Here is a 25,999-nt window from a genome sequence, read left to right on the forward strand (position 1 = left end):
TCTTTCCGCGGGAGGACTCTGGATTGCTTCGCTGCGCTCGCAATGACGATGAGGTGAGAGTGGGGCGCTATCGCCACAGCGATCTTGCGGCCACGCCTTAACCCACCGTCAGCCTGTACTGTCGCAGATCCGGGTCGTGCGTCATGCGCCAATAATCGACGAACCGCCACGGCATCGCCGAGAACACGCGGCCGCTCGAATTGCGGTAGTAGGTCGTCATGCCCGGATGGGTCCAGATCATCGACTCGTGCTCGGCATCGACCTTGCGGACGTACTCGTCGAGCACGTCCTGGCGGACGTCGATCGCTGCGACGTCGTGCTCGATCATGTCGACGAGACAGGCCGAGATGTAGCGGCTCTGGCATTCCGACTGGAAGATCACGCTGCCGCCATGGGCCGGGCCTGAATTCGGGCCGAGCATACAGAAGAAATTTGGAAAGTCGGGAACGGTGAGGCCGAGAAACGCGGTCGGGTTGTCGTTGTGCCACGCCTCGCGCAGGTTCCTGCCACCGCGTCCGCTGATGTTGAGGCGCGCCGCCATCTCCGTCACCTTGAAGCCGGTGGCGACGACGATGATGTCGGCGGGGCGCAGCTTGCCGTCGGCGGTGACGATGCCGCTTTCGTCAAAATGGTCGATCGCATCGGTGACGAGCTCGACGTCGTCTCGCTTCAAGGTCTTGAACCAGTTGTTGTCGAGCAGGATCCGCTTGCCGTAGGGCGGATAGGTCGGCACGCATTTCTCGATCAGATCCGGCCGGCCCTGCAATTCGGACACGATGAAGTCGGTCAACTCCTGGCGGTGCCGGTCATTGCCTTTGTTGACGGCGCGCTCGGGATGCGGCCAGGCCGGATCCTTGCGCAGGAAAGGCAAGAGGCCGTCGCCGTAGCGCCAGAACATGTTGAAGCGATACCACTGCACATAGAACGGCAGATGCGCCAGCAGCCAGCGCGCGCCCTCGCTGATCGGGTCGGCATAGCCTTTCACGGGCCGCGCCCATTGCGCGCTACGCTGGTAGACCGTGACCGAGGCAGCGCGTCCGGCGATCGAGGGCACGAGCTGCATCGATGTCGCGCCGGTTCCGATCACGGCGACATGCTTGCCGTCGAATCTGATGTCGTCCGACCAGAATGCCGAATGCAGGATCGTTCCCTTGAAGTTGTCCTCACCCTTGAAGCGGGCGCGGGAGGGATCGTTGAGCTGGCCGATGGCGCTGACCAGCGCGGTGGACTCGAAAATCTCTTCGCCGTTCACGGTCTTCAGCGTCGAAATCCACCGCTTCTTGTCTTCGTCCCAGCGCGACGAGGTCAGCTCGGTATTGACGCGCAGGTGCTTGCGGATGCCGTATTCGTCGGCAACCTTCAGCAAATAGCCGAGCAGTTCCTCGCGCTGGCAGAAGTAGCGCGTCCACGCATTGCGCGCGCCGAAGGAATACGAATAGGAATGGTTCGGCGTATCGACGCCGCAGCCGGGATAGCGGTTGATCCACCAGGTGCCGCCGAGTTCGTCGTTCTTCTCGACGATGGTGTAGGGAATGCCGAGATGGCCGAGTGCGACGCCGAGCGCAATGGCGCAGACGCCGGCGCCGACGATCAGCACGTGCTGGCCCGCAAGCTTTTCGTCGGAAGGACGCGTCGTCCAGCGCGCCTCGCGCGGCACGAAGCCCATCTCCTCGCGCATCAACGGGGCATATTCCGGCGCGACGTTCTCGCCGAGACAGGCGCGCATCATCCTGAGCAACAGTTCCTCGCCGGGGTCGGTGATGACCGGCCTGGGCGTCCCCTCGGCAAACAGCTGGACCACCGCGGCGCGGATTTCGTCCTGGATCTCGCGCGGCACCCCGGCCTCGGGATCGGGGATCAGGCGGATATCGCGTTTGGGCAGATAGGGCGGGGCCAGCCATTTCTCGTCGCCCGTCATGTGCACCAGCACCATCAGCAGGCAACGGATATCGCCCTCGGCGATTGCCGAGGCGAGGTCGAGCGGATTGTGTGGAGATTCGATGTTCATGGCGTGTCCTGATCTCCGGAGGCAGTGAAGAGGCCGCGCGTCATCAGCTTGCGATAGGCGGAGATGACGTGGTCGGGCACGGCGGTGACGCCGCCTTCCGAATAGGAATAACGGCGACTGAGATAGCCGCGCGCGCCCATCAGCATGTGGACGATCGCCTCGAATTCTTCGTCGCTGTAGTCCTCGATGGCACCGGCGAGACGGGCGCGGCGCAAGATGCGAACATAGGCGGTTGCGATATTGTCGAGATGCTTCTGATAGCCGATCGGTGCGAAGAACTCGGCCTCGTTGAGGATGCGCAAGAACTCCGGCACCTCGCGGATGAAGTCGAAGAAGGCGGAGAAGCGCTCGATCTCTTGCCGCGCTGCATCCGCCGTGCCGGTGCGGGCGCGGATGAACTCGACCATGTCGAGGCCGATCTTGGGCAGGAGCTGGTCGAGCAATTCCTGGCGGTTCTCGAAATGATTGTAGAATGTGCCTTGAGCGACGCCGGCCTGTTCGGTGATGCGGGCGACCGAGGCTTCCGCATAGCCGTATCTGCCCACGACCTTGGTAGCGGCCTCGAATATCTTCTGCTTGGTCCAGGCGTTTCGCTCGACGCGGTTGAGCTTTGTCACCTTGGCGTTCACTTGCGTCATTCAGACGTCTCCAGCTCGGCGCGTAGCACGCGCTTGAGAATCTTTCCGCTTGGGTTGCGCGGCAGGCTGTCGCGGATGACGAGCTGCTTCGGCACCTTGAAGCTCGCCAGCCGCGCGCGGCAGTGTTCGGTGAGGACAGGCAGGTCGAGGCCGGCGCCTTCAGCCAGCACGACGATGGCGACCGGGCGCTCGCCCCAGCGCGCATCGCGCAGGCCGATCACGGCGACCTCGCGCACTTCGGGCAGGTCGTAGATGACACGTTCGACCTCGGAGGAAGCGATGTTCTCGCCGCCGGAGATGATCATGTCCTTCTTGCGGTCGGTCAGGTACAGAAAGCCCTCGCCGTCGAGATAGCCGACGTCGCCGCTGCGGAACCAGTCGCCGAAGAAGGCCGAGGCCGTCTTCTCCGGATCCTTCCAGTAGCCGCGTGTGATTTTCGGCCCGCGCAGGCAGATCTCGCCGTTGACGTTCGGCGGCAGCGCCTTGCCGTCCTCGTCGCGGATCTCGATTTCCACGTGTGCAATGGCGCGACCGGTCGAGCCGATCTTCTCGATCTCGCGGCCGGCTTCCATGAACGTGTCGCCGCCGACGGTCTCGGTGAGGCCATAGGCGTCGATATAACGCGCATTGCGGAAGTACTCCGAAAAGGCGCGGATGCGCAGCTCCGGCGTCTTCTCGCCGCCGCCAATCGCCCATGTCAGACTGGAGACGTCGTAGCGACCGCGGGCGGGGCAGGTGAGCATCGCCGTGGTCATGACCGGCGCGAACCAGGCGGCGTTGAGCCTGTCCTCGGCAATCGCCGCAAGCGCCGTCTCCGGCTCGAAATTGCGTTCGATACGGATGAAGCCGCCATGCCAGAGCACGGCGATGCCCGGCAGGTCGAGTGCACCGACGTGATAGAGCGGGCCGACGACGAGTAGCCGCGTCTCGGCACCGAGGCCGAGCGCAATCGTCTGGTCGGCGGACTTCCAGTAGAAATTATCGTAAGAGAGCATCACGCCCTTCGGACGATCGGTCGTGCCCGAGGTGTACATCAGCCGCATCAAGTCGGATGGTTGGCGCACATGCATCGGTGCGGGCGGCGTGTCGCCTGCGAGATGCGTGATGCTCTGCTGCGCGGCTTCGTTCAGTGCAACAGTCCTGGCGCCCGCGGCATTCGCGGCCAGCTCCTCATCGACGAGCAGCAGACGCGCGTCGGCATTGCCGACGATGTAGCCGACCTCGTCGCGCGAGAGGCGGAAGTTGATCGGCAAGAAGACAGCGCCGAGATGACTGGTGGCAAACACCAGCTCCAGAAACGCTGCGCTGTTCTTCATCAGCACGGCCACGACATCGCCGGGGCCGATGCCCTGTGCTGCAAGCCAACCCGCGACCTTGCGGACGCGCGCATCGAAGAGCGCGTAGCAAATCTCCTCGCCGCGATATTTCAGCGCAGGCCGCTCCGGCGTACGCCGGGCATGAAAGGCGATGAAGCTCGACAGGTTGATCATTCGCTGGAATTTAGCCGCTCGCGGGCTCTCGCGTCCCACTTCGATGAATTCTGACTCGTAATTCATCTTTGGCTTGACGTCACCCCCCTACCTCTGAAATCCTTGGGAAACACGGAGACGAGACGATCTCCGGCAAGGGACCAGGAAACGCCGACCCGAAAGAGGGAGGGGAAAATGACGAGAACCCGCAGGCCGGGCATCAGCCGCCGTTCAACGCTGGCGCTGATGGGCGCCGGTGCGATGAGTGTTGCCGCGCCATGGGTGGCGCGAGCGCAAGCCAAGACGATCAAGATCGGAATGCCGACGATCCTGTCGGGCCGTGTCGCGCAGCTCGGCACGTCCTCGCGCAATGCGGTGATGCTCGAGGTCGAGAAGGTCAACGCCGCCGGCGGCCTCGCCGGTCGGCAGATCGAGATGGTGATCCGCGACTCCAAGGGCCAGCCGCAGGAAGCCGCCCGCGTCGCGCGCGAGCTGGTCAACACCGACGGCTGCGAACTGCTGCTCGACGGCGAGGCGTCCTCAGGATCGTTCGCCGTGCACGAGGTGGCGCGTGATCTCGGCGTGCTCTGCATCCACACCTGCTCGGAAGCGTCCTCGCTGACCGCCGATCCGAAGCAGCATATCCCGAACGCATTCCGCTGCGTGCGCCAGGGCATCCACGATTCCATCGTCGGCGGCAGCTATGCCGCGTCGATCGCGAAAGCCAAGGGCCTGAAGAAATGGGCGACGTGCTCGCCGGACTACGCCTACGGCCGGGACACCACCGGTGAGTTCACGCTGTACCTGAAGCGCTTTGCGCCTGATGTCGAGATCATCAGCGAGTCCTGGCCAAAGCTGTTCCAGCCCGATTACACCGAAGTGGTGACGAAGATACTCCAGGCGAAGCCGCAGGCGTTGTACTCATGCCTGTGGGGCGGTGATCTCACCTCCTACATCGACCAGGCGAACATCTACGCGATGTTCAGCCAGATGGAGGTGTTCGCGGTCAACATGGCCGACTACACCGCGCTCACCGTGGTGAAGAACCTGCCCAAGGGCATCCACTCCGGCAACCGCTACATCAAGACCTTCCCGACCACGCCGGAGAACGCCGCTTGGGGCGATGCCTACAGGGCCAAGTACAACGAGTATCCGACCAACTGGTCGTGGCAGAACGCGACTGCGGTGATGTTCCTCGCCGAGGCCGCGAAGAAGGCGAACTCCGCCGACGGCAAGAAGATCGCCGAAGCCCTGAAGGGCCTCACCATCAAGTGCCCGTTCGGTGCCGACGGCACCGTGACCATGCGCGGCGACGATCACACCCTCGTCGGCTACGCCATCGGCTGGGGCACGACGATCCCGCAGGAGCCGTACGTGCCCGAGGTCAAGGCCGGCGACTGGAAGACCATCTTCGAGCTCGAAGCCGAGTGGAAGAAGAGCAAGGGCTATACCTGATCGCGCAAGCGGCGGGGACGGGCGACCGTCTCCGCCGTCGTTTCGCTTTCCGCGCCACACCCGGCGCGCTGCAATGAAAGTGCTCCCGTGGATCTCGATGCGCTTGCCGGCTGTCTCTCCAGTTCCGCGTGCCTTGTGACGCAAACCACCAGCGGCCTCATCATCGGCATGCTGCTGTTCCTGGTCGCGGTCGGGCTTACGTTGATCTTCGGCGTGCTCAAGGTGGTCAATTTCAGCCACGGCGCCTTCTACATGTTCGGCGCCTATTTCGCGATGACGGCCTATCAGCTCACCGGCAGTTTTGCGCTGGCGATGCTCGCGGGCGCGGCCGGCACCGCGGTTCTCGGCCTGATCTTCGAGCGCGTCTTCATGAGCCGCGTCTACGGCGCCGACGTCTTGATGCAGCTCCTCGTCTGTTACGCCTTCGTGCTGATCTTCGACGATGTCGTGCGCATCATCTGGGGGCCCGAGTTCAAGGCGATGGGCATGCCGGCGGCCTTCCAGGTAATGCCGCTGTTCATCGCCGGCGGCGTGGTGCCGCCATATTATCTGCTGCTGATCGGCGTCGCGCTTGTTGCCGCCATCGTGCTCGGCATCGGACTGTCGCGCAGCCGGATCGGCAAGGTGATCCGCGCGGCCGCGCACAATCCCGGCATGGTGTCGGCGCTCGGCATCAACACCGGCCTGATCTATGGCGGCGTGTTCGCGCTCGGCGGCATGCTGGCGGGGCTTGCCGGTGCTGATCGAGTCCTTCATCGTCACCGTGATCGGTGGCATGGGCTCCATTCTGGGTGCGCTGATCGGCGCGCTGCTGCTGGGCCTGATCCGCTCGTTCGGCTCGCTCGGCTTTCCCCTGTTCACGGAAGGGCTGATGTATCTGTTCATGGTTATCGTGCTGGTTTCTAAACCTACCGGCCTGTTCGGCAAGGAGGCGGCATGACCGAGCTGGAGGCCGGACGCGCCGAGCGATTGGCGCCGGCGCGGAGCGGTGTAGCGCTGCAACGTTATCGCGACGTGCTGATCGCACTGATCGCCTTTGCCGTGTTGGCCAGCCTGCCGCTGTTCACCGGCAGCAAGGCGCTGCTCGATTTCGTCATCCGCTGCTCGGCCTATGGCCTGTTCGCGACCTCGCTCAATCTGCTGGTCGGCTATACCGGCCTGACCTCGTTCGGTCACGGCATGTTCTTCGGCCTTGGCGCCTACAGCTTCGGCCTGATCATGCAGAAGCTCGCCGTGCCGATTCCCCTGGCCTTCGTCGCGACGCTCGCCATCACCGCGGTGATCGCCGCGATCATCGGCGCGATCTGCGTGCGGCTGAAGGAGATCTATTTCGCCTTCGTCACGCTCGCCTTCCAGATGCTGATCCACTCGACCATATTGTCCTGGGCTTCGTTCACTGGCGGCGATCAGGGCCTGCGCGGCGGCATTCCGCGACCGGCTTTCTTCGGCATTGATCTGTCCAATCACGTCCATCTCTATGTCACGAGTTGCGCGCTGCTCATCCTTGGCCTGCTTGCGATGCGCCAGATCGCGCAATCGCCGTTCGGCTACACGCTGCGCATGATCCGCGACAACGCCGCGCGCGCGAGCTTCCTCGGCATCGACGTCTGGCGCGCAAAGCTCACAGTGTTCGTGCTGGCCGCGCTGTTTGCCTCGATGGGCGGCATGGTGATGGCGCTTTTCGTCTCCGGCGCCTATCCGGAGTTCGCCTACTGGACGATCTCGGGCGAGGGCATCTTCATCAACATGCTCGGCGGCGTCTCGACGTTCCTCGGCCCGATGGTCGGCACTGTGCTGCTGTTGCTGCTCAACGATACTGTGACGCGGTTCACCGAGTATCACGGCATCGTGCTTGGGGTCGTCATCCTGTTCTTTGCCCTCGGCCTGCGCAAAGGCCTGCTCGATTTCGTCGCCGAATGGCTTTGGGACCGGCGCGATTCAGGCAAGGGGCGCTAGCGATGCTTGAGATCCGCAATCTCGCAAAATCGTTCGGCGGCGTGAAGGCGACCAACGACGTTTCGCTCGATTTTCCCGACGGCTCGCTCACCGCGGTGATCGGCCCGAATGGCGCCGGCAAGAGCACGTTCTTCAACCTGATCACCGGCGCCTTGAAGCCGGATTCCGGCCAGGTTCTGCTCGACGGCGTCGATCTCGCCGGCCGCTCGCCGCCCGAGATCGTGCGCCACGGTATCGGCCGCGCCTTCCAGGTCGCGAGTATCTTCAACTCGCTGACGGTAGAGGAGACCATGCTCGCCGCCGTCAGCGCCGACCAGCGCACCTCTGCGGTGCTGCACAAGCGCTTTCCCTTGCCCGAGACGCGTGACCGCGCCGAGCATGTGATGGAGCTGCTGGGTTTGGCGAGCAAGCGTCATCGCACGGCGGCGACGCTGTCGCATGGCGACCAGAAGCTGCTCGACATTGCGCTGGCTCTTGTGCTCGAACCAAAGGTGCTGCTCCTTGACGAGCCGACTGCAGGCATGGGTCCGGAAGAGCGCTGGCGCATGATCGACAAGGTGCGCGAGCTCTGGGAGATCCAGAAGATCACGGTCGTCTTCATCGAGCACGACATGGACATCGTGTTCAAGATCGCGCCGAAAATCGTCGTGCTGTGCTACGGCCGCATCCTCGCGACCGGCACGCCCGACGAGATCCGCAACAACAGCGCCGTGATCGATGCCTATCTCGGCACTGAGCATGCGGGAGCCTCCGCATGAGCACCGCCGTCATCGAAGTTGCCGATCTCGACGTCTACTACGGCACCAGCCAGATCCTGTTCGGCGTTGGTCTGTCTGTGCGGCAGGGAGAGACCATGGCGCTGCTCGGCCGCAATGGCGCCGGCAAGTCGACGACGATGAAGGCGATCATGGGGCTGGCGCCGCCGCGGCGGGGCAGGGTGAGCCTGCGCGGGACCGTAATCTCCGGTCTTAAGCCGCACACCATCGCACGCGCCGGCCTCGGCTTCGTGCCGGAGGACCGCCAGATCTTTCCCGAGCACACGGTGGAGGACAATCTCGTCATCGGCCGGAAACGCGGGCCGGAGGGGCAGGACGAATGGCCGATCAAGCGCATCTACGACGTCTTTCCGCTGCTGGAGCCACTGCGCCACCGCATCGCCGGGCGCCTCTCGGGCGGCGAGCAGCAAATGCTTGCGATCGCGCGCACGCTGATGGGCAATCCGGCGCTGCTGCTGCTGGATGAGCCGAGCGAGGGACTCGCACCGATCATCGTGCAGCGGATCGGCGAGCTCCTGCGACAGCTCCGTTCGCTCGGATCGACCGTGCTGATCGCCGAGCAGAACATGCATTTCTGCCTGGGATTGGCGAGCCATGCGACCGTCATCGACAAGGGCCAGATCGTCTACGCCGCCGGAATCGACGAGTTGAAGGCCAACGAGGCGATCCGCCGCCGCTATCTGGCCCTGTAGGCAGGTGCCGGTGTCAGAATAGGCCGGAAGAAGAAAACCATCGTTCTGCGCTGGTCCAGCGGAAGGAGTTTTCCTTCGGAGGGACAAAAAGGCCAATCGCTTCCATTGCCGTTTGGGGCCGAAACGACGACATTCCCATCAGAATTTGATGGATTGGCAGAGCCATGGAACGGACCGGATTTGAACCTTTCGGCGAGCAGCTGGTGTCCGCGACGGACACCCAGCCGCGGTCGCGTACGTCGAAGCTTCTGCTGCGGGTCGGCACCGGCCTGTTCTGGTCGCTGGTTGCGGGTATCGTGCTGGCCCGTGCCGCCTTCTTCGAGCCCGGCGTCTATGACGGCTTCAGCCGCGTCGCCTCGCTCGCCAAGAGCCTGATCTTCTGAGGCTGATTATTCCAGGCTGAGGATAGAACATCCCTCGGGCCTGATATGTCGAAAACTTATTCCCCAACGGAAGTCCGCTGCGTATAAATCTTTCTCCTCTGGGAGAGATTTGTGTCGCAGAATCAAGCATCCACCCCGGCCGAGACCAAGCCGGCTACCGCCGCGAGCCGGATTGCGGCGTTGATTCCCGGCATTCTCCTTTGCGTTGCTGTCGCTGGAGTCTCGGCCCTGCTCGAACGGGCGGAATTGGGCATGTTCGAGCATCCCTATGTCGAGGCGCTGGTCATGGCGATTCTGCTTGGCATGGCCCTGCGGAGTTTCTGGAAACCGGCGCCGCGCTGGCAGGCCGGCATTGCTTTCAGCGCTAAACAGCTCCTCGAAGTCGCGGTCATGCTGTTGGGTGCTTCGATCAGTTTCGCCGCGATCGCGGCCTCGGGCATCGCGCTCCTCGCCTCGATTGCGGCCGTCGTGGTGATCGCGCTCTGCGTCTCCTTCGGCCTGGGCCGGCTGCTCGGGCTGTCGACGCGGCTGTCGATCCTGATCGCCTGCGGCAACTCGATCTGCGGCAATTCGGCGATCGCGGCCGTGGCGCCCATCATTGGCGCGAACAACGACGAGATCGCGTCGTCGATATCCTTCACCGCGATCCTCGGCGTGATGATGGTGCTTGGGCTGCCGCTCCTGATCCCGCTGCTGCAATTGTCGGCCACGCAATACGGCATCCTCGCGGGCCTCACCGTCTACGCGGTGCCGCAGGTGCTGGCGGCCACGGTGCCGGCCGGCCTCGTCTCGACCCAGATCGGCACGCTCGTGAAATTGATGCGTGTGCTGATGCTCGGCCCGGTCGTCGTCTGCCTCTCTCTGGTCGCTTCGCGCTGGCAGAGCGACCCCAAGAAGACCAATGTCGGCTTCTTCCGCCTCGTCCCCTGGTTCATCCTCGGCTTCCTCGCGCTCGCAACCCTCCGTTCACTGGAGATCGTGCCGGCCACGGTGGTCGGTCCGGTCACGAAGATCACCGGCTTTCTCACCGTGGTCTCGATGGCGGCGCTGGGTCTCGGCGTCGACGTCCGCGTGCTCGCCAATGTCGGTGGGCGGGTGACGGCAGCCGTGACTCTGTCGCTGCTGCTGCTGCTCGGCATCAGCATCGCGCTGGTGCAATGGTTCAAGTGAAGAGGGCGAGACTGCCGTAGGGCAAGCAAAGGCGCGAAAGCGCCGTGCCCACCGCTTCGTTCGACATGCATCCATGGTTGGTGGGCACGCTCCGCCTTGCCCACCCTACGAGATCGTCATCTCAATGAGGCACGGTTTATCAAATCACATCCGCCAACGAGTGCCCGTGCAGCTCGATGTTCAGTCCCTGCATGCCCATGTCGGTGATCTCGCCGCCCATCGCCTTCAGGCTTTCCTCGCGGATCAGCGACATCAGCCCGCGGCGTAGCGCCAGGAATTCCGACGACATCATCATCGATTGCTGCCGCGGCCGCTCCAGCGGAATCGGGATCTCCGCCTTGATCGAGCCGGGGCGCGCGGTCATGCAGTAGACGCGATCGGAGAGGAAGATCGCCTCGTCGATGTCGTGGGTGACGAACAGCACCGAGATTTTCAACCGCTGCCACATGTTTGTGAGGATCTGCTGCATGATGACCCGCGTCTGCGCGTCCAGCGCGCCGAAGGGCTCGTCGAGCAGCAGCACCTTGGGACCTGTCGCGAGCGCGCGGACGATGCCGACGCGTTGCTTCATGCCGCCGGAGAGCTTTTCCGGATAGTGCTTCTCGAACGCCTCGAGGCCCGCGAGTCCCAGCAGGGTGCGCGCGGCGCGCTCGCGCTGCGAGCGCGGCATGCCGCGCATCTTGAGGCCGAACTCGACGTTCTCCCGCACCGTCTTCCAGGGAAACAGCGAATATTGCTGGAACACCATGCCGCGTTCGGCGCTGGGACCGTTCACGCGCTCACCGTCCACGGTGACGATGCCGGTTGTCGGCTTGAGGAAGCCCGCAACCGCGTTCAGCAGCGTCGATTTTCCGCAGCCGGAGGGGCCGACGATCGAGACGAACTCGCCGGGCTTGACATGAATCTGCGTCTCGGTGACGGCCTGAACCGGTCCCTCGATGGTCTCATAGGCGAGGGAGAAGTTCTTGACCTCGATATGGCCCTTGGAAGTGTTCGCAAGCATCTCGCTCATGTCGATCTCCACGGCATCGCCAACTGTCCCACGCCCCTGATGAGCAGGCTCGATCCGAGGCCGAGCACGCCGATGGCGATCATGCCAAGCGCAATGTCGGCATACTGGACCAACGAATAGGCCTCCCAGGTGAAATAGCCGATGCCGTACTGCCCGGAGATCATCTCGGCCGCGATCAGCGACACCCAGGCGACGCCCATCCCGACTGTGAGACCGGTGAAGACGTGCGGCAGCGAGGCCGGAAAATACACCTCGCGGAAGATCGAGCGCTCCCGCGCCCCGAGACACTGCGCAGCTCGCACCAGCACGGGATCGACCAGCGACATGCCGTGCAGCGTATTGACCAGGATCGGGAAGAACGAGCCGAGGAAGGTGATGAAGACGATGCTCTGTTCGTTGGTCGGCCACAGCATGATCGCCATCGGGACCCAGGCAATCGCCGGAATCGGCCGCAGCACTTCGGCCACGGGGAAGATCACCTGATGCACCAGCTTGAAGCGGCCCATGATCAGGCCGAGCGGCACCCCGATGATCGCCGCCAGAGAAAAGCCGATGAAGATGCGTCGGCAGCTCAGCGCGATGTGCATCAGGAATTTGGGGTCGTGCATCGCCTTGGTGAAGCTGGCATAGACCGCGAGCGGCGAGGGCACGTTGGTGAAGCGGACGAAGAACACGACGCGATAGCTCGTGAGCAGGTGCCAGACCAGCAGGAAGGCGAGCAGCGAGATGATGCCGATCGCGGTCGCGCGCAGCCGGCCCTGGTTGAGCCGGTACCAGCGCAGAGCGAGCGTGCCGGGGGAAGGGGGCGTTGCGGGCGGCGTGATGGCGGGCACGGGGCCCGCCTCTGCGATTGCCGGCATGTTGTCCTCGGGATGTCTGAGGATGGCGGGACTGCTCACGTCCTGCCCCCGCTGACAGCCGCCTTCACTGCTTCGTCGAAGCCGAGCACCTTGCCGCTGATCTTGGCCGCATGGGCCTCCGCGTCCTTCTTCAGCAGGAACGGGGCGACATCACCATTGCCGACCGCGAAGAAGGCCTGGTCCGCGAACAGCTTGATGCCGCGCGTGGTATCGAAGACATAGGCGACGTTGATCTTCTTGCCCTTGGCCTTGAAGTCGGCATAGGCACCCAGCGTGCAGGCGGCGGACGAGAACGGCAGGATGCCGGCCCCGTCGACCCAGACCTCGCCGGCCTTCCGCGGATCCGCGATCGGCTTCTTGCAGAATGAGTCCTCGCCGGAGATCTCGTAGTTCTTGGTGCTCGCAAGCTGCGCGTCGTAATCGAGCTTCATCTCGGCATAGGCCTTGCGGATGTAGCTGTCGTCGACCCACTTCTTTGGATCGAACTCCTTCATGCGGCCGAGATTCTGCAGCACCTTGACGTCAGTCGTGGCCGCGTCGATCAGCGCGGGCTTGATCGTCGGGTCGGTCGTCATGTTGCCGCCGGGTCCGAGGAAGATGTAGACGACCTCCTTGTTGATGCCGGTCCATTCCTGGATCTTTTCCGCGGCAAGCTTGGGATCGTCGCGCAGCCACTGGTTGGCGGCGATCAACGCCTTGAAGTAGGCGACGACGACCTCGGGATACTTTTCGGCGAAATCGGTGCGGACGACGATGCCGTGGAAGGTCGGCAGATTGGTCTCGACGCCGTCGAAGATCTTGCGGGCGAAGCCGCGGAACGGCAGCAGTTCTGCAAAGGGAACGAAGTCGGCATGGGCGTCGATCTTCTTCTCCTGGAGATTGGTCGAGCCGACCTCCGGGCTCTGGCTTACCAGCTGGAAGAAGTCGGATGGATAGCCGCGGTCCTGCATCGCCTTCAGCACCATGCCGTGCGCGGCAGAGCCGAAGGGGACGCTGACGAGCTTGCCCTTGAGATCGGCGAGATCGTAGTAGGGCGAATCCTTGTGAACGACCATGCCGTTGCCGGAGCCGGACAGGCTGTAGGCGGCAATTCCGATCAGGCGGCTCTTGCTCTCCGGATTGCTCTCGAAGGTGAAGCCGTTCACGATCAGCGGATAGTCGCCCATCATGCCGATCTGGAGCTTGTTCGCCATCATCGCGTTGGTGACGGGCGGACCTGAGGTGAAGTTCTGCCACTCGAGCTCGAACTTGATGTTGGCGTATTTGCCGTCCTTCGGCAGGAATTTTTCAAGCAGCTTCAACTGCCGGATGACGACGCCGGCGGTCACCGTGTTGGTCGTGGTGTCCTGCGTTCCGATTCCGAGCGTCACGGTTTCCGCCGAGGCCGACTGCGCAATCAGAAGCGTCAGCGACGTCACCGACATCGCGATCGAGAGCGTGGAAAGATGGCGGACCATTCTCATCCTCATTCGGTTGGATGTGCTGTGGTTGCCATGATTGGGTGAGGGCTCGGACAGGGCAAATCCGGAATGATGACCGCAGTCGATTAGTTGCCGGGAAAAACTGATTGCATACTCCTTGGGCAGTCCTGCACTATAAAGCCGCTTGTCTGTGCATCGGGGCTGGTCGCAAACTCTCTCAGTCAGATGCGTGTCCGCGCATCTCCTCGAGCACGTCGGGCCGGCAGACTACGATCTGCGAGCGCTTGGTCTGCACGATTCCCTTCTCCTGCATGCGCTTCAGGCTGATCGTAACCCATTGCCTGGTCGCGCCGACCATGTGAGCGATGTCGGCATGCGTGAAGGCCGCGGCGATCACCGTGCCGTCGGGGTCGTCGACGCCGTAGAGCTCGACGAGATGCAACAGCAGGTGCGCGAGCCGCTGCGTGATCGAACGCGTTCCCAGCATCTGGGCGAGCGCCGAATAGCATTTGCCTTTGAAGGTCAGGCCTTCGATGAGGCCGATGGCAAGGTTCGGGATCTCGGTGGCAAGGGACCGCAGCTCCTTTCCCGGCAGGTGCACGACGCTGCAATTGCTGGATGCGACGCCGGACCATTGGTGCACGGTGCCTTCGAACACTTCAGGGCCGCCGACGAAATTGCCGACATGCCAATAGGCCAGCGTGATCTCGCGGCCCAGCGGAGACGTGTAAAACACCCGGATCCGTCCGCTTTCGATCAGCCAGATGCCGTCGTGCTTGCCGCCCTGGCTGAACAGCGTCTGGCCGCGGTTGAGCACCTTGCGCCGCCCCTGCTTCAGCACCGCCTCCCGCTCGCGCGGTGACAGCTTGTCCATCAGCGGTGGCGGTCCGCCGATCCATCGCTGGTTCTCGGTGAGCAGCAGCGAGGAACTGCCGGCGGGCCGGACTGCCGGGGGAAGAGTCCCGCGAACCACATTGGCGGCCTGCAACATCATCTGCCTCCGGAACGTTCAAACCGTTCTAAAGAGGAGCAATGTCCATGCCAGATGAGGGTGGAAAGCGCAGCTGCCGGGCGGCCTGTGGCGCACCGTCACCCCTCATACAGCGGTCATTGCCCGCGAAAGCGGGCGATCCAGTATTCGAGAGACGTCAATGAGATACGGAGAGGCTGCGGCCTGCTGGATTGCTCGGAACGACAGCGGCGTTTGTCGCCGCTGTGGTCCCGATTCAAGGCTGCGTCTGCTTAACGTCCCGCGAGGCTTAGCAGATACGGCTTGGGGTAAATCCCCCGGTTATGCCCATCTGAAAACGAGATGTTCAGCCCGTAGCCGAGATCGCCGATTTCGGTGATCGCGATGCCAGGAAAGCGCTCGGGGAAGCGGCCGTCGAAACGGGCGCGCGTGCAATGGGCGCATTTGCAGGAGAGGCGAAGTGTCTCGGCCGGCAGGGTGAGCGCGTCGTCCCGCGTGGTGCGGACGAGGAGCGAAGCGAGGTCGGCGCTTGGTTCATAGTCGGCGACGGTCGGTGCCACCAAGGTCATGGTCATGACGAACCCTCCGACGTCGATCTAATTCGGCGCGGGCACGTGTGAATAGCAACTAATTGCCGGCGCGGACATGACCGCGTGCCTTCGCTTCAATCACCGCCTGCGAAATGTGAAACTAATCGACCGGGAACTCCACTTCCGAATTGCGGAGTCGTCTCTCTCCGAGACTTTCTGCGCCATCGACGGCCAAGGAGAGACCATGAGCGCATTTCAAAAGGAAACGGTCCTGTCGGTCCGCCACTGGACCGAGTCCCTGTTCAGCTTCACTGCGACGCGCGATCCCGGCTTCCGTTTCCAGAACGGCCAATTCGCGATGATCGGGCTCGAGGTCGAGGGCAAGCCGTTGATGCGGGCCTACAGCATGGCGAGCGCCAATCACGAGGAAGCGCTGGAGTTCTTCTCGATCAAGGTGCAGGACGGTCCGCTGACCTCGCGTCTCCAGAGGATCAGGGAAGGCGATGTCATCCTGGTCGGCCGCAAGGCGACGGGCACTCTCATCACCGGCAATCTCATTCCGGGAAAGCGGCTGCTGCTGCTCTCGACCGGCACGGGACTCGCTCCGTTCGCCAGCCTGATCAAGGACCCCGACGTCTATGAGAACTACGAAACCATCGTGCTCGCCCATGGCTGCCGCCAGGTCTCCGAGCTCGCCTATGGCGAGCACCTCGTCGAAGGCCTGCGCGATCACGAATTCTTCGGACCGTTGATCCGCGACAAGCTCGTCTATTACCCGACGGTGACCCGCGAGCCGTTCCGCAACCGCGGCCGGATCACCGATCTGATCGCCTCCAACCAGCTCTTTGACGACATCGGCCAGCCCGGGCTCGATATCGCGACCGACCGCATCATGCTGTGCGGAAGCCCGGCGATGCTGGAGGAACTCCACACGATGTTCTCCGAGCGCGGCTTCGTCGAGGGCAATCACAGCCAACCCGGGCATTTCGTGATCGAAAAGGCCTTTGTCGAGCGCTGAGGGCCAAATCGCATCCCGGCGACAACTAATTGCTATCGCCCGGATGCGCCTTGAACAAATCTGATGCAAAGGCGCCGCAACCGGCGAACCAGGAGCAAGCGATGGCACTAGATGAGATCGTCGACGGACTTTCGGAGGTTTCCTGCGATGTGCTGGTGATCGGTGGCGGCACCGCCGGCCCGATGGCCGCGTTGAAAGCGAAGCTGAAGAATCCGAAGGCCAACGTCGTCCTGCTCGAAAAGGCCAACGTCAAGCGATCCGGCGCGATCTCGATGGGCATGGACGGCCTGAACAACGCCGTCATCCCCGGCTACGCGACGCCCGAGCAGTACACCAAGGAAATCACCATCGCCAACGACGGCATCGTCGACCAGAAGGCGGTCTACAAATACGCCCAGAACTGCTACAAGATCATCGAGGAACTGGACAGCTTCGGCATCCGCTTCCTGAAGAACGAGAACGGCGACTACGCCGTCAAGAAGGTGCACCACATCGGCACCTACGTTCTGCCGATGCCGAACGGCGAGACCGTAAAGAAGGCGCTCTACCGCCAGCTCCGCCGCGCCCGCATCCTGATCTCCAATCGCTACATGGCGACGCGTCTGCTCAAATCCGCCGACGGCCGTATCGCCGGTGCGATCTCCGTCAACACGCGTACGGCCGAAATGCTGGTGATCAAGGCCAAGGCCGTCATCCTCTGCATGGGCGCCGCCGGCCGGCTGGGCCTGCCGACGTCCGGCTACATGTTCGGCACCTATGAGAACGCCGCCAATTCCGGCGACGGCTATGCGATGGCGTATCATGCCGGAGCGGCGCTCGCGAACCTCGAATGCTTCCAGATCAATCCGCTGATCAAGGACTATAACGGCCCGGCCTGCGCTTATGTCGCAGGTCCATTCGGCGCCTATACCGCCAACAACGAAGGTTCGCGCTTCATCGAATGCGACTACTGGTCCGGCCAGATGATGCTGGAGTTCTACAACGAGCTGTTGTCCGGCAAGGGCCCGGTGTTCCTCCAGCTCAAGCATCTGCACCCGGACACGATCTCGGAAATCGAATCGACGTTGCACAAGGTCGAGCGTCCCACCCGCGGCCTGTTTCAGCAGGGGCGCGGCGTCGACTACCGCAGCGAGTCGATCGAGATGCACATCTCCGAGATCGGCTTCTGCTCCGGCCACAGCGCCTCCGGTGTGTTCGTCGACGACAACGCGCGCACCACCGTGCCGGGCCTCTATGCCGCCGGCGACATGGCGAGCGTGCCGCACAACTACATGCTCGGCGCCTTCACCAACGGAGCGGTCGCCGGCATCGACGCCATGGAGTTCGCCGACAGCCACGACTTTGCGGAATTCGATGCCGCGGACGTCGCGATCGAGCGCGACCGCGTGATGGCGCCGACGCGGCGCGAGGACGGCATCCCGCCGAACCAGATCGAGTACAAGACGCGCCGCCTCGTCAACGACTATCTCCAGCCGCCGAAGGTCACGCGCAAATATGAGCTTGGCATGCGGCGCCTGGCCGAAGCGCGGGAGGACATGCAGGAGCGCATGATCGCACGCAACGCGCATGAGCTGCTGCGCGCGCTCGAGGTGCAGTCGATCATGGACTGCGCCGACATGGCAGCGCATGCCTCGCTCTACCGCGAGGAGAGCCGCTGGGGTCTCTACCACTGGCGCACGGATTTCCCGGAGAAGGACAACGAGAACTGGTTCTGCCACACGCTGCTCTCCAAGCGGGACGGCAAGATGACCAGCGAGAAGCGGGCGGTCGAGCCCTATGTCGTGCCGATCGCGGACGACGAGAAGGATCTCTACGACAAGCAGCGCATCCGCGCCACCGCCTGATACAGCAGAACATAGCCACAGGAGACATCAAATGCCTCTCGCTTCCTATCAAACGTCGGTTCCGGTGGTCGTCGACGACGCCAAATGCATCGCGGACAAGGGCTGCACCGTGTGCGTCGACGTTTGCCCGCTCGACGTCCTGCGCATCAGCGAGATGACCAACAAGGCCTACATGGCCTATGACGAGTGCTGGTACTGCATGCCTTGCGAGGCGGATTGCCCGACCGGCGCCGTCACCGTCAACATTCCCTATCTGTTGAGGTGATCATGTCGAGCCCGTTCGAATCCTACGACGATCTCGAAGACGCCGATGAGCGGTTGCAAGCCGCCGATCCCGCCGAGCGCCGCGTCGCGATCATCGCGCTCGGCCATTCCGGCGATCCCGCCGCGGTCCCTCATCTCGCCAACATGGTCGCCGATCCCGATGCCGGTGTGCGCCAGCAGGTCGCGATGGCGCTCGGCGAATTCGATGGGCCGGAGGCCGCAGGCGCGCTGGTGAAGCTGCTGGTCGACCCCGAGAGGATCGTCGCGTCGGCCGCGGCCGACAGCATGGCCGAGTTCAAGGATCCCGCCTGCGCCGATATCATTCTGCCGCTGGTGAGGCATGCCCACGCCTTCGTGCGCATGGGCGCATTGCGCGCGCTGAAAGAGCTGCGCCGCAAGGATACACTGAAGCCTGCGCTGGAAGCGCTCCAGGATTCCGATGCGGCCGTGCGCGTGCAGGCGATCGGCGTGATCGGATTCCTCAAGCTGGAGGAATCAATCCCCGCGCTGACCGCGCTGATCAACGATCCGGATTCGCATGTGCGTCGTGCCGCCGTGAGCGCGCTGGCGTTCTCGCAGATGAAACCTGCGGCGGAGACGATCACGCGCGCGTTGAAGGATGCGGACTGGATGGTTCGCGAGATGGCGGCCGAGACGCTGGGCCTCAACGCCAACGGCTCGCTCGCCGCCGACCAGCTCATCGCCTCGCTCGCCGACGAATTCTGGCAGGTGCGACTCAAGGCGATCCGAAGTCTCGGTCGGATGAAGATCGAACGCGCGGTGCGTCCAATCGGTCATAGCGTGAACCACGATCAGGCCAATTTGCGGAAAGAGGCGGCTGCGGCGCTGGGAGAGATCGCCCATCCCGACGGCGAGGCGTTCCTCGCCGTCATCGCCGACGATGCCGATCCCGATGTACGCAAGAACGCCCGCTGGGCGCTGCAGCAGATCGCGGCGCGCAAGGCGCGGGCAGGGGCATAGCCGCCGCACTGGACTTCCCGCGCCAGACGTTTATTGGTCTTCGCCAATGGGACCGGCCGCTGCAAACGCGGCCGATCCTTAGAAACAGCGAGGGCGCGGCCATGACGACATTGACGGTGAAAGACCTTCTGCCCGAGGATGGAACACGGGGCACGCTGGCCGGCCGCATCTGGCTGCCTCAGGTGAATGGTCCGGCCGTCGTTGCTGTCCGCGGCGATGGCGTCTTCGACGTCACCGCAAAATTTTCGACCATCAGCGCGCTGTGTGAAGAGGACAATCCGGCCAAGGCCCTTGCCGCGACCAAGGGAGAGCGCATCGGCGATCTCGAAGCGATCGTCGCCAACACGCCGCCGGACCAGCGCGATCCGAGCAGGCCGTGGTTGCTCGCACCCGTCGACCTCCAGACGCTGAAGGCCGCCGGCGTCACCTTCGCCATCTCGATGCTGGAGCGCGTGATCGAGGAGCGCGCCAAGGGCAATCCGGCTTCGGCCGAAGCGATCCGGAAGGAGGTCACGCGCCTGATCGGCGACGATCTGTCCAAGCTCAAGCCGGGCTCGGACCAGGCGATGCACCTGAAGCAGGTGCTGATCGAGCAGAACGCCTGGAGCCAGTATCTCGAAGTCGGCATCGGTCCGGATGCCGAGGTCTTCACCAAGGCGCCGACCCTCTCGTCGGTCGGCACCGGCATGGATGCCGGGCTACATCCGAAATCGACCTGGAACAATCCCGAGCCGGAACTCGTGCTGTTCGTCTCCAGCCGCGGCAAGATCGTCGGCGGAGCGCTCGGCAACGACGTCAACCTGCGCGATTTCGAAGGGCGTTCGGCGCTGTTGCTGTCGAAGGCCAAGGACAACAACGCGTCCTGCTCCATCGGGCCGCTGCTTCGCCTGTTCGACGATACGTTCTCGCTCGATGACGCGCGCAAGCTGGACATCAGCCTGAACGTGAGGGGTACCGACGGCTTCGTTCTCGACGGCCATTCCTCGATCAGCAAGATCAGCCGCGATCCGACGGATCTCGTCGCGCAGACCATCGGCAAGATCCATCAATACCCTGATGGCTTCGTTCTCTTTCTCGGCACCATGTTCGCGCCCGTGAAGGATCGCGATGCGCCGGGGCAGGGGTTCACCCACAAGCGCGACGACATCGTCACGATTTCAGCGCCAGAGCTCGGCAAGCTCGTCAACCGCATGCGCACCAGCGACGAATGCGAGCCCTGGACGTTTGGCATTGGCGCACTGATGAAGAACCTGGCGCAGCGGAAGCTGCTCTAGTTTCTCGCTGTCGCGTTTCCGGCAGCCCGCCCGATCGGGCCGTTGTGCTGGCCTTGGACATAACGGGGTTCACCCTCTAATTGGGTCATGTCATTGACTCGCCCTGAGCATGTCATAGGCTTTCACCAACCATGTCTGGGGCGCGCATCAGAGAATAGTCAAATAATATGACTAGTCGGAACCGCTGATCCGTGGAATATTGCCTTCCGTCGCCCCAAGAGGCTGACCAAATGGTGTCATAATACCAATTGACACCAACAGGGCTTGGAGATGCGCTTGGTGCTCGCGGGAGGTTTGCCGGGCTGTTGCGGCAAAAAGGCGATCAGCGTCGTCTGGTTCGAGGCGGGGCTCGCCTTGGTCTTTCCCCTGTTTCGACAGGCGACGGGATCCGAGAGAACGGTCGCATGACCTCGCGGATCGTCGTCATCCCGGCGCGGCGGGCTCACTCCAACCACGCGGAGGTCGCGCGCGCGATCGGCGTCGACATCATTGCCGGTCGCTATGCGGAGGGGACGCGCCTGCCGGGCGATGCCGAGATGATCGCGATGTTCGGCGTGTCGCGTCCGGTGCTGCGGGAGAGCGTGAAGACGCTGGTCGCCAAGGGTCTGCTCACCACCAAGGCGCGCGTCGGCACCGTCGTGCGCGAGCGCGGCGCCTGGAACATGTTCGACGCCGACGTCCTGGCCTGGCACCTCGACGCTGGTATCGACAAGCGCTTCCTCAACGATCTCGCCGAGATCCGTCTTGCGGTCGAGCCGCGCGCGGCCATGCTCGCGGCGGCGCAGCGGTCCGAAGAGGACCTCGCCGAGCTCCGCCGCAGCATGGATCGCATGCGGCGTGAGGCCTCCGACTCGGTCGGCTTTGCCGATGCCGATCTCGCGCTTCACGTGGCCGTGGCGCGTGCTTCCGGCAATCTGTTCATGCGCTCGATCGGGCATGTCATCGAGGCAGCCCTGCGCGCCTCGTTCCTGCTCAGCGCCCCCGTCGAGTCGGCAAACCGCGAAACCGTGCTGCTCTGGCATCAGAGGATCGTCGATGCCATCGCCGCCGGCGATGCCGACGCCGCCTCCGAGGCGATGGTCTTCGTCATTCACAATGGCATGCATCGCCATGAGGGCGCGGTGATCGAGACCGCGTCGGCCGAGGCGCTGCCATCCGCGAAATCCGGAGAAAGATCGTGACCGAGCTTCGCATCGCCATCGTCGGGTTCGGCAAGATCGCGCGCGACCAGCATGTCGGCGCGATCGCGGCGACCCCGGGTGCAACGCTGGCGGCGGTCGCGAGCCGCAACGCATCGCTGCCGGGCTTGCCGCATTTTGCCACCATCGAGGAACTGCTGGAGCAGGGACCACCGATCGATGCGGTGTCGCTCTGCACGCCGCCGCAGGTGCGCCGAACCCAGGCTGCGGCAGCCCTCGCCGCCGGCAAGCATGTCATGCTGGAGAAGCCGCCCGGGGCGGGTGTTGCGGAGCTCGATCCGCTGATTGCGATGGCGGCGGATGCAAAGCGGACGCTGTTTGCGACCTGGCATTCGCGCCATGCGCCGGCGGTCGAGCCTGCGCGGCAATGGCTCGTCGAGCGCCGCATCGCTTCCGTGCACATCAGCTGGAAGGAAGACGTCCGCGTCTGGCATCCCGGCCAGGCCTGGATTTGGGAACCGGGCGGCCTCGGCGTGTTCGATCCCGGCATCAATGCGCTGTCGATCCTGACCAGGATTCTGCCGAAGCCCGTGTTCGTCACCGCGGCCGAGCTGGCCTTCCCAGCCAATTGCCAGGCGCCGATCGCGGCGAACCTGACACTGACGGATATCAGCGGTCTGCCAGTGACCGCCGAGTTCGATTTCCGCCAGACCGGGCCGCAGAGCTGGGATATCGTCGTCGAAACCGATCAGGGCCGGCTGACTCTGTCCCGCGGTGGCGCGCGCATGGCCGTCGATGGCAAGGTGTTTGCCGAGGCGCCCGATGAGGAATATCGCGGGCTTTACCGGCGCTTCGTCGCCCTCGCAGCGACCGGCGAAAGTGACGTCGACCTGACCCCGCTGCGTCTCGTCGCCGACGCCTTCCTGCTTGGCAAGCGCACGATCGTCGAGCCGTTTGTGGACTGAACATGGCCGCATCAAAGATCACCAGAGACATCTTCGGGACGCTGCCGGACGGCCGCAAGGTCGAACGCATCGTGCTGCGAGGGGAGGGCGGCTTCGAGGCGCGGATCATCACCCATGGCGCCGTGCTTCAGGCGTTGATCGCCCCGGACGCGCGCGGCGGCCACGACGACGTCGTGCTCGGCCATGACGCATTCGCCGGCTATCTCGCCGAACGAAAGTTTTTCGGCGCGACCGTCGGCCGCTACGCTAACCGCATTGCCAAGGGCCGGTTTTCGCTCGACGGCGAGACGGTGCAGCTTGCCGTCAACAACGGCCCCAATGCGCTGCATGGCGGCCTCGATGGTTTCGACCGCAAGCTCTGGGAGATTGCGAACCTCGACGAGGGCGCCGAACCTGCGGTGACGCTCACCTATGTCAGCCCGCATGGTGAAGAGAATTATCCCGGCCGGCTCGACGTGCGCGTGACCTACCGCGTCACCGGCCCGGCCGAACTGTCGCTCATCATGGAGGCGCGGACGGACCGGCCGACCATCGTCAACCTCACGAACCACAGCTTCTTCAACCTTGAGGGCGCGACATCAGGGACGTCCATTCTCGACCACAGGCTGACCGTCGCCGCTGACCATTTCCTGGCGATCGATCCCACCGCCATTCCGCTGCCGGAGCCGCCGCGCAGCGTTGCCGGCACGTCGTTCGACTTCCGCGAGCCGCGGCCGGTCGGCGAGCGGATCCGCGAGAGCGATCAGCAATTGCAGAACGGCAGGGGTTATGACCACACCTACTGCCTCGCCCGCGACGGCAAGCTCGCGTTCGCCGCCCGGCTGGAGGCGCCGCGCTCGGGGCGCATCATGGAGCTGTTCACCGATCAGCCCGGGCTCCAGGTCTATTCCGGCAATTATCTGGATGGCACGATCTCGGGGAAGGGCGGCAAGCTCATTCGTCAATCGGACGCCATGTGCCTGGAGCCTCACATCTGGCCGGACGCGCCGAACCGTCCGGACTTCCCGAGCCCGCGCCTCGACCCCGGCGAGGTCTATCGCCATCATACGGTCTATCGCTTTTCAGTGAGGTCACCATGATGGAACAGGTGCCCACGACTGTGCTCTCGGACCATCCATGCCATCTCGGCGAAGGACCGACCTATGACGTGACCACCGATACGGCCTGGTGGTTCGACATCCGCGAAGGGCTGCTGTTCGAGGCGCAGCTTGGCAACGGCAGCATTCGCGTCCACGCGCTCGGCCGGATGGCGAGCGCGCTCGGACGCATCGATGCGGAGCGCCAATTGATCGTTGCCGAGGACGGTCTCTACATCCGCAAGCTCGCTGATGGCGGGATGACGTTATTGTGCCCGCTCGAAGCCGACAATCCCGCAACGCGTTCCAATGACGCGCGAGTGCATCAGTCCGGCACGTTCTGGATCGGCACCATGGGACGCAAGGCGGAGCCGGGGGCAGGCGCGATCTACGCCTTTCACCGCGGCAAGATCTCGCTGCTGTTCCCCCGCATCAGCATTCCCAACTCGATCTGCTTCTCGCCGGATGGTGCGATCGGCTATTTCGCCGATAGCGCGCGCGCCGTGCTCTACGCCGTTCCGCTCAATCCCGCGACCGGCCTGCCGCGCGGCGAGCCGGAGGTCCTGCTGCGCCACACCGGCATCGGCGGCTTCGACGGCTCGGTGTGCGACGCCGACGGAAAGATCTGGAACGCCTGCTGGGGTGCGAGCCGCATCGATGTCTATTCGCCGCAAGGCGAGCGTCTGCGCTCGCTGAGCGTGCCGGCGAAGCAGGCAAGTTGTCCGGCCTTCGTCGGTCCCGATCTGTCGCGCCTCCTCGTCACCTCTGCCTGGCAGGACATGGACGCGACCGCGCGCGCGGCCGATCCACAAGCCGGTTGCACTTTCTTGTTGGAGGCATCCGCGCGCGGTCGCGCGGAACCCGACGTCAAGCTCGCATAGGAGACCAGAGACAGCCCACGACCACGTTCTCGAAGTCACAAAGAAAACAGTCTGACATCCAAGGGAGTGAAACATGCTGAAACTGAAGACGACATTTCTCGCGCTGGCGCTGGCCAGCGCTGCGACGATGGCCACTGGCGTCACGGCCTTTGCCCAGAAGGCGACCGTCGGCATCGCCATGCCGACGAAGTCGTCGGCGCGGTGGATCGACGACGGCAACAACATGGTCAAGGTGCTGAAGGAGCGCGGCTACAACACCGACCTGCAATATGCCGAGGACGACATTCCGAACCAGCTGTCGCAGGTCGAGAACATGGTGACCAAAGGCGCGAAAGCGCTGGTGATTGCTGCGATCGACGGCACCACGCTGTCCGACGTGCTCAAGCAGGCGAAAGCAAAAGGCATCACCGTGATCGCCTATGACCGCCTGATCCGCGGCACGCCGAACGTCGACTACTACGCGACCTTCGACAATTTCCAGGTCGGCGTCTTGCAGGCGCAGTCGATCGAGCAGGGGCTCGGCCTGAAGGAAGGCAAGGGACCCTTCAACATCGAGCTGTTCGGCGGCTCGCCCGACGACAACAACGCCTACTTCTTCTACAACGGCGCGATGAGCGTGCTGAAGCCCTACATCGACAGCGGCAAGCTCGTCGTCGCGTCGGGCCAGATGGGTATGGACAAGGTTGCGACCCTGCGCTGGGACGGCGCCACCGCGCAGGCGCGCATGGACAATCTCCTCAGCGCCTACTACGGCAACAAGAAGATCAATGCCGTGCTGTCGCCCTATGACGGCATCTCGATCGGCATCATCTCCTCGCTGAAGGGCGTCGGCTATGGCAGTGCCGGCCAGCCGATGCCGATCATCTCGGGCCAGGACGCCGAAGTACCGTCGATCAAGGCGATGCTGCGCGGTGATCAGTACTCGACCATTTTCAAGGACACCCGCGACCTCGCCAAGGTTACGGCCGACATGGTCGACGCGGCGCTCGCCGGCAAGGAGGTCACCGTCAACGACACCAAGACCTACGAGAACGGCGTCAAGACCGTGCCGTCCTACCTGCTCAAGCCGGTGGTGGTCTACAAGGACAATTGGGAGAAGGTCCTGGTCGACAGCGGCTACTACAAGAAGTCGCAATTCCAGTAGGACTCTCGTCTCCCTCGCCCCGCTTGCGGGGAGAGGGTCGGGGTGAGGGGGAGCCTCCGCGAGGGAGGTGGCA

At 63.7% G+C, this 25,999-nt stretch carries 24 protein-coding genes and 1 pseudogene; 17 read left to right on the forward strand and 8 right to left on the reverse strand.

Annotation, left to right across the window (positions count from 1 at the left end):
- Window positions 1–97 precede the first annotated feature (97 nt).
- From AX729_RS33625 to AX729_RS33635, 3 genes are read right to left on the reverse strand one after another with little or no spacing between them, the layout of a single operon-like run.
- Window positions 98–2,008, reverse strand: coding sequence for a flavin-containing monooxygenase (locus tag AX729_RS33625; protein ID WP_061028491.1), 1,911 nt, complete (start codon window positions 2,006–2,008; stop codon window positions 98–100).
- Window positions 2,005–2,646 (reverse strand): TetR/AcrR family transcriptional regulator, encoded by a 642-nt coding sequence (locus tag AX729_RS33630; RefSeq protein WP_061028494.1) that lies wholly within the window; start codon window positions 2,644–2,646, stop codon window positions 2,005–2,007. Before AX729_RS33630 ends, AX729_RS33625 begins: the two co-directional genes overlap by 4 nt.
- Complete coding sequence (locus AX729_RS33635; protein ID WP_061028496.1) at window positions 2,643–4,136, reverse strand: AMP-binding protein; 1,494 nt, start codon at window positions 4,134–4,136, stop codon at window positions 2,643–2,645. Before AX729_RS33635 ends, AX729_RS33630 begins: the two co-directional genes overlap by 4 nt.
- Window positions 4,137–4,310: 174 nt before the next feature.
- Here AX729_RS33635 and AX729_RS33640 point away from each other — a divergent pair, with 174 nt between their 5' ends.
- The 7 genes and pseudogenes from AX729_RS33640 to AX729_RS33670 all read left to right on the forward strand — a co-directional run bounded on the left by AX729_RS33640 (window position 4,311) and on the right by AX729_RS33670 (window position 10,547).
- Entirely contained in the window at window positions 4,311–5,570 is a 1,260-nt protein-coding gene (locus AX729_RS33640; RefSeq protein ID WP_061028498.1) for an ABC transporter substrate-binding protein, read from the forward strand.
- 87 nt (window positions 5,571–5,657) lie between these two features.
- Window positions 5,658–6,510 (forward strand): annotated as a pseudogene (locus tag AX729_RS33645) (branched-chain amino acid ABC transporter permease).
- Window positions 6,507–7,526 carry a branched-chain amino acid ABC transporter permease gene (locus AX729_RS33650; RefSeq protein ID WP_061028501.1) on the forward strand — a complete coding sequence of 340 codons (1,020 nt, stop codon included), beginning with the start codon at window positions 6,507–6,509 and terminating at the stop codon, window positions 7,524–7,526. The pseudogene AX729_RS33645 and the gene AX729_RS33650 overlap by 4 nt, the downstream one beginning before the upstream one ends.
- A 2-nt stretch (window positions 7,527–7,528) precedes the next feature.
- Window positions 7,529–8,284 (forward strand): ABC transporter ATP-binding protein, encoded by a 756-nt coding sequence (locus tag AX729_RS33655; protein ID WP_061028503.1) that lies wholly within the window; start codon window positions 7,529–7,531, stop codon window positions 8,282–8,284.
- Complete coding sequence (locus tag AX729_RS33660) at window positions 8,281–8,994, forward strand: ABC transporter ATP-binding protein (RefSeq protein WP_061028505.1); 714 nt, start codon at window positions 8,281–8,283, stop codon at window positions 8,992–8,994. Before AX729_RS33655 ends, AX729_RS33660 begins: the two co-directional genes overlap by 4 nt.
- A 164-nt stretch (window positions 8,995–9,158) precedes the next feature.
- On the forward strand, window positions 9,159–9,377 hold the full coding sequence (locus tag AX729_RS33665; RefSeq protein WP_061028507.1) for a hypothetical protein: 219 nt from the start codon (window positions 9,159–9,161) through the stop codon (window positions 9,375–9,377).
- 111 nt (window positions 9,378–9,488) lie between these two features.
- The gene (locus AX729_RS33670) at window positions 9,489–10,547 is read left to right on the forward strand and encodes a YeiH family protein (RefSeq protein ID WP_061028509.1); all 1,059 of its coding nucleotides are present in this window, start codon (window positions 9,489–9,491) and stop codon (window positions 10,545–10,547) included.
- 139 nt (window positions 10,548–10,686) lie between these two features.
- Here the strand turns inward: AX729_RS33670 and AX729_RS33675 are convergent, their stop codons facing one another.
- The 5 genes from AX729_RS33675 to AX729_RS33695 form a co-directional block, all read right to left on the reverse strand.
- Window positions 10,687–11,559 (reverse strand): ABC transporter ATP-binding protein, encoded by an 873-nt coding sequence (locus AX729_RS33675; protein ID WP_061028608.1) that lies wholly within the window; start codon window positions 11,557–11,559, stop codon window positions 10,687–10,689.
- A complete protein-coding gene (locus AX729_RS33680) occupies window positions 11,556–12,458 on the reverse strand; it encodes an ABC transporter permease (protein WP_156457341.1) in 903 nt (300 codons plus the stop codon). Before AX729_RS33680 ends, AX729_RS33675 begins: the two co-directional genes overlap by 4 nt.
- Window positions 12,455–13,876 (reverse strand): ABC transporter substrate-binding protein, encoded by a 1,422-nt coding sequence (locus tag AX729_RS33685; protein ID WP_061028510.1) that lies wholly within the window; start codon window positions 13,874–13,876, stop codon window positions 12,455–12,457. Before AX729_RS33685 ends, AX729_RS33680 begins: the two co-directional genes overlap by 4 nt.
- 181 nt (window positions 13,877–14,057) lie before the next feature.
- Window positions 14,058–14,834, reverse strand: a complete 777-nt coding sequence (locus AX729_RS33690; RefSeq protein ID WP_061028512.1) for a Crp/Fnr family transcriptional regulator — start codon at window positions 14,832–14,834, stop codon at window positions 14,058–14,060.
- Between the two features lie 248 nt (window positions 14,835–15,082).
- Window positions 15,083–15,379 carry a gamma-butyrobetaine hydroxylase-like domain-containing protein gene (locus AX729_RS33695; protein ID WP_061028609.1) on the reverse strand — a complete coding sequence of 99 codons (297 nt, stop codon included), beginning with the start codon at window positions 15,377–15,379 and terminating at the stop codon, window positions 15,083–15,085.
- A gap of 205 nt (window positions 15,380–15,584) precedes the next feature.
- Between AX729_RS33695 and AX729_RS33700 the strand changes: the two genes are divergently transcribed.
- From AX729_RS33700 to chvE, 10 genes are all read left to right on the forward strand, one after another.
- Window positions 15,585–16,358 (forward strand): ferredoxin--NADP reductase, encoded by a 774-nt coding sequence (locus AX729_RS33700; protein ID WP_061028514.1) that lies wholly within the window; start codon window positions 15,585–15,587, stop codon window positions 16,356–16,358.
- A 101-nt stretch (window positions 16,359–16,459) separates the two neighbouring features.
- Window positions 16,460–18,202: a fumarate reductase/succinate dehydrogenase flavoprotein subunit gene (locus AX729_RS33705; RefSeq protein ID WP_061028611.1), complete on the forward strand. Its 1,743-nt coding sequence runs from the start codon at window positions 16,460–16,462 to the stop codon at window positions 18,200–18,202.
- A 31-nt stretch (window positions 18,203–18,233) separates the two neighbouring features.
- A complete protein-coding gene (locus tag AX729_RS33710; protein ID WP_011085981.1) occupies window positions 18,234–18,467 on the forward strand; it encodes a 4Fe-4S dicluster domain-containing protein in 234 nt (77 codons plus the stop codon).
- A gap of 2 nt (window positions 18,468–18,469) precedes the next feature.
- On the forward strand, window positions 18,470–19,447 hold the full coding sequence (locus AX729_RS33715; RefSeq protein WP_061028516.1) for a HEAT repeat domain-containing protein: 978 nt from the start codon (window positions 18,470–18,472) through the stop codon (window positions 19,445–19,447).
- A 101-nt stretch (window positions 19,448–19,548) separates the two neighbouring features.
- Window positions 19,549–20,721: a fumarylacetoacetate hydrolase family protein gene (locus AX729_RS33720; RefSeq protein ID WP_061028518.1), complete on the forward strand. Its 1,173-nt coding sequence runs from the start codon at window positions 19,549–19,551 to the stop codon at window positions 20,719–20,721.
- Window positions 20,722–21,125: 404 nt separating this feature from the next.
- The gene (locus tag AX729_RS33725) at window positions 21,126–21,902 is read left to right on the forward strand and encodes a FadR/GntR family transcriptional regulator (protein ID WP_061028521.1); all 777 of its coding nucleotides are present in this window, start codon (window positions 21,126–21,128) and stop codon (window positions 21,900–21,902) included.
- Window positions 21,899–22,825, forward strand: coding sequence for a Gfo/Idh/MocA family protein (locus AX729_RS33730; RefSeq protein ID WP_061028523.1), 927 nt, complete (start codon window positions 21,899–21,901; stop codon window positions 22,823–22,825). Before AX729_RS33725 ends, AX729_RS33730 begins: the two co-directional genes overlap by 4 nt.
- A 2-nt stretch (window positions 22,826–22,827) precedes the next feature.
- Window positions 22,828–23,904, forward strand: coding sequence for an aldose epimerase family protein (locus AX729_RS33735; protein ID WP_061028525.1), 1,077 nt, complete (start codon window positions 22,828–22,830; stop codon window positions 23,902–23,904).
- The gene (locus AX729_RS33740; RefSeq protein ID WP_061028527.1) at window positions 23,904–24,782 is read left to right on the forward strand and encodes an SMP-30/gluconolactonase/LRE family protein; all 879 of its coding nucleotides are present in this window, start codon (window positions 23,904–23,906) and stop codon (window positions 24,780–24,782) included. The genes AX729_RS33735 and AX729_RS33740 overlap by 1 nt, the downstream gene beginning before the upstream one ends.
- 73 nt (window positions 24,783–24,855) lie before the next feature.
- Complete coding sequence (gene chvE / locus AX729_RS33745; protein ID WP_061028530.1) at window positions 24,856–25,926, forward strand: multiple monosaccharide ABC transporter substrate-binding protein; 1,071 nt, start codon at window positions 24,856–24,858, stop codon at window positions 25,924–25,926.
- Window positions 25,927–25,999: the final 73 nt, after the last annotated feature.

Origin of the sequence: Bradyrhizobium sp. CCH5-F6 (assembly GCF_001556045.1) — a bacterium.
GTDB lineage: Bacteria > Pseudomonadota > Alphaproteobacteria > Rhizobiales > Xanthobacteraceae > Bradyrhizobium.

Excerpts from the sequence above, each read along its gene's own strand:
- AX729_RS33625 (WP_061028491.1), bottom strand. The coding sequence starts at position 2,008 with ATGAACATCGAATCTCCACACAATCCGCTCGACCTCGCCTCGGCAATC.
- AX729_RS33630 (WP_061028494.1), bottom strand. The coding sequence starts at position 2,646 with ATGACGCAAGTGAACGCCAAGGTGACAAAGCTCAACCGCGTCGAGCGA.
- AX729_RS33635 (WP_061028496.1), bottom strand. The coding sequence starts at position 4,136 with ATGATCAACCTGTCGAGCTTCATCGCCTTTCATGCCCGGCGTACGCCG.
- AX729_RS33640 (WP_061028498.1), top strand. The coding sequence starts at position 4,311 with ATGACGAGAACCCGCAGGCCGGGCATCAGCCGCCGTTCAACGCTGGCG.
- AX729_RS33650 (WP_061028501.1), top strand. The coding sequence starts at position 6,507 with ATGACCGAGCTGGAGGCCGGACGCGCCGAGCGATTGGCGCCGGCGCGG.
- AX729_RS33655 (WP_061028503.1), top strand. The coding sequence starts at position 7,529 with ATGCTTGAGATCCGCAATCTCGCAAAATCGTTCGGCGGCGTGAAGGCG.
- AX729_RS33660 (WP_061028505.1), top strand. The coding sequence starts at position 8,281 with ATGAGCACCGCCGTCATCGAAGTTGCCGATCTCGACGTCTACTACGGC.
- AX729_RS33665 (WP_061028507.1), top strand. The coding sequence starts at position 9,159 with ATGGAACGGACCGGATTTGAACCTTTCGGCGAGCAGCTGGTGTCCGCG.
- AX729_RS33675 (WP_061028608.1), bottom strand. The coding sequence starts at position 11,559 with ATGAGCGAGATGCTTGCGAACACTTCCAAGGGCCATATCGAGGTCAAG.
- AX729_RS33685 (WP_061028510.1), bottom strand. The coding sequence starts at position 13,876 with ATGGTCCGCCATCTTTCCACGCTCTCGATCGCGATGTCGGTGACGTCG.
- AX729_RS33690 (WP_061028512.1), bottom strand. The coding sequence starts at position 14,834 with ATGATGTTGCAGGCCGCCAATGTGGTTCGCGGGACTCTTCCCCCGGCA.
- AX729_RS33695 (WP_061028609.1), bottom strand. The coding sequence starts at position 15,379 with ATGACCTTGGTGGCACCGACCGTCGCCGACTATGAACCAAGCGCCGAC.
- AX729_RS33700 (WP_061028514.1), top strand. The coding sequence starts at position 15,585 with ATGAGCGCATTTCAAAAGGAAACGGTCCTGTCGGTCCGCCACTGGACC.
- AX729_RS33705 (WP_061028611.1), top strand. The coding sequence starts at position 16,460 with ATGGCACTAGATGAGATCGTCGACGGACTTTCGGAGGTTTCCTGCGAT.
- AX729_RS33710 (WP_011085981.1), top strand. The coding sequence starts at position 18,234 with ATGCCTCTCGCTTCCTATCAAACGTCGGTTCCGGTGGTCGTCGACGAC.
- AX729_RS33715 (WP_061028516.1), top strand. The coding sequence starts at position 18,470 with ATGTCGAGCCCGTTCGAATCCTACGACGATCTCGAAGACGCCGATGAG.
- AX729_RS33720 (WP_061028518.1), top strand. The coding sequence starts at position 19,549 with ATGACGACATTGACGGTGAAAGACCTTCTGCCCGAGGATGGAACACGG.
- AX729_RS33725 (WP_061028521.1), top strand. The coding sequence starts at position 21,126 with ATGACCTCGCGGATCGTCGTCATCCCGGCGCGGCGGGCTCACTCCAAC.
- AX729_RS33735 (WP_061028525.1), top strand. The coding sequence starts at position 22,828 with ATGGCCGCATCAAAGATCACCAGAGACATCTTCGGGACGCTGCCGGAC.
- AX729_RS33740 (WP_061028527.1), top strand. The coding sequence starts at position 23,904 with ATGGAACAGGTGCCCACGACTGTGCTCTCGGACCATCCATGCCATCTC.
- chvE (WP_061028530.1), top strand. The coding sequence starts at position 24,856 with ATGCTGAAACTGAAGACGACATTTCTCGCGCTGGCGCTGGCCAGCGCT.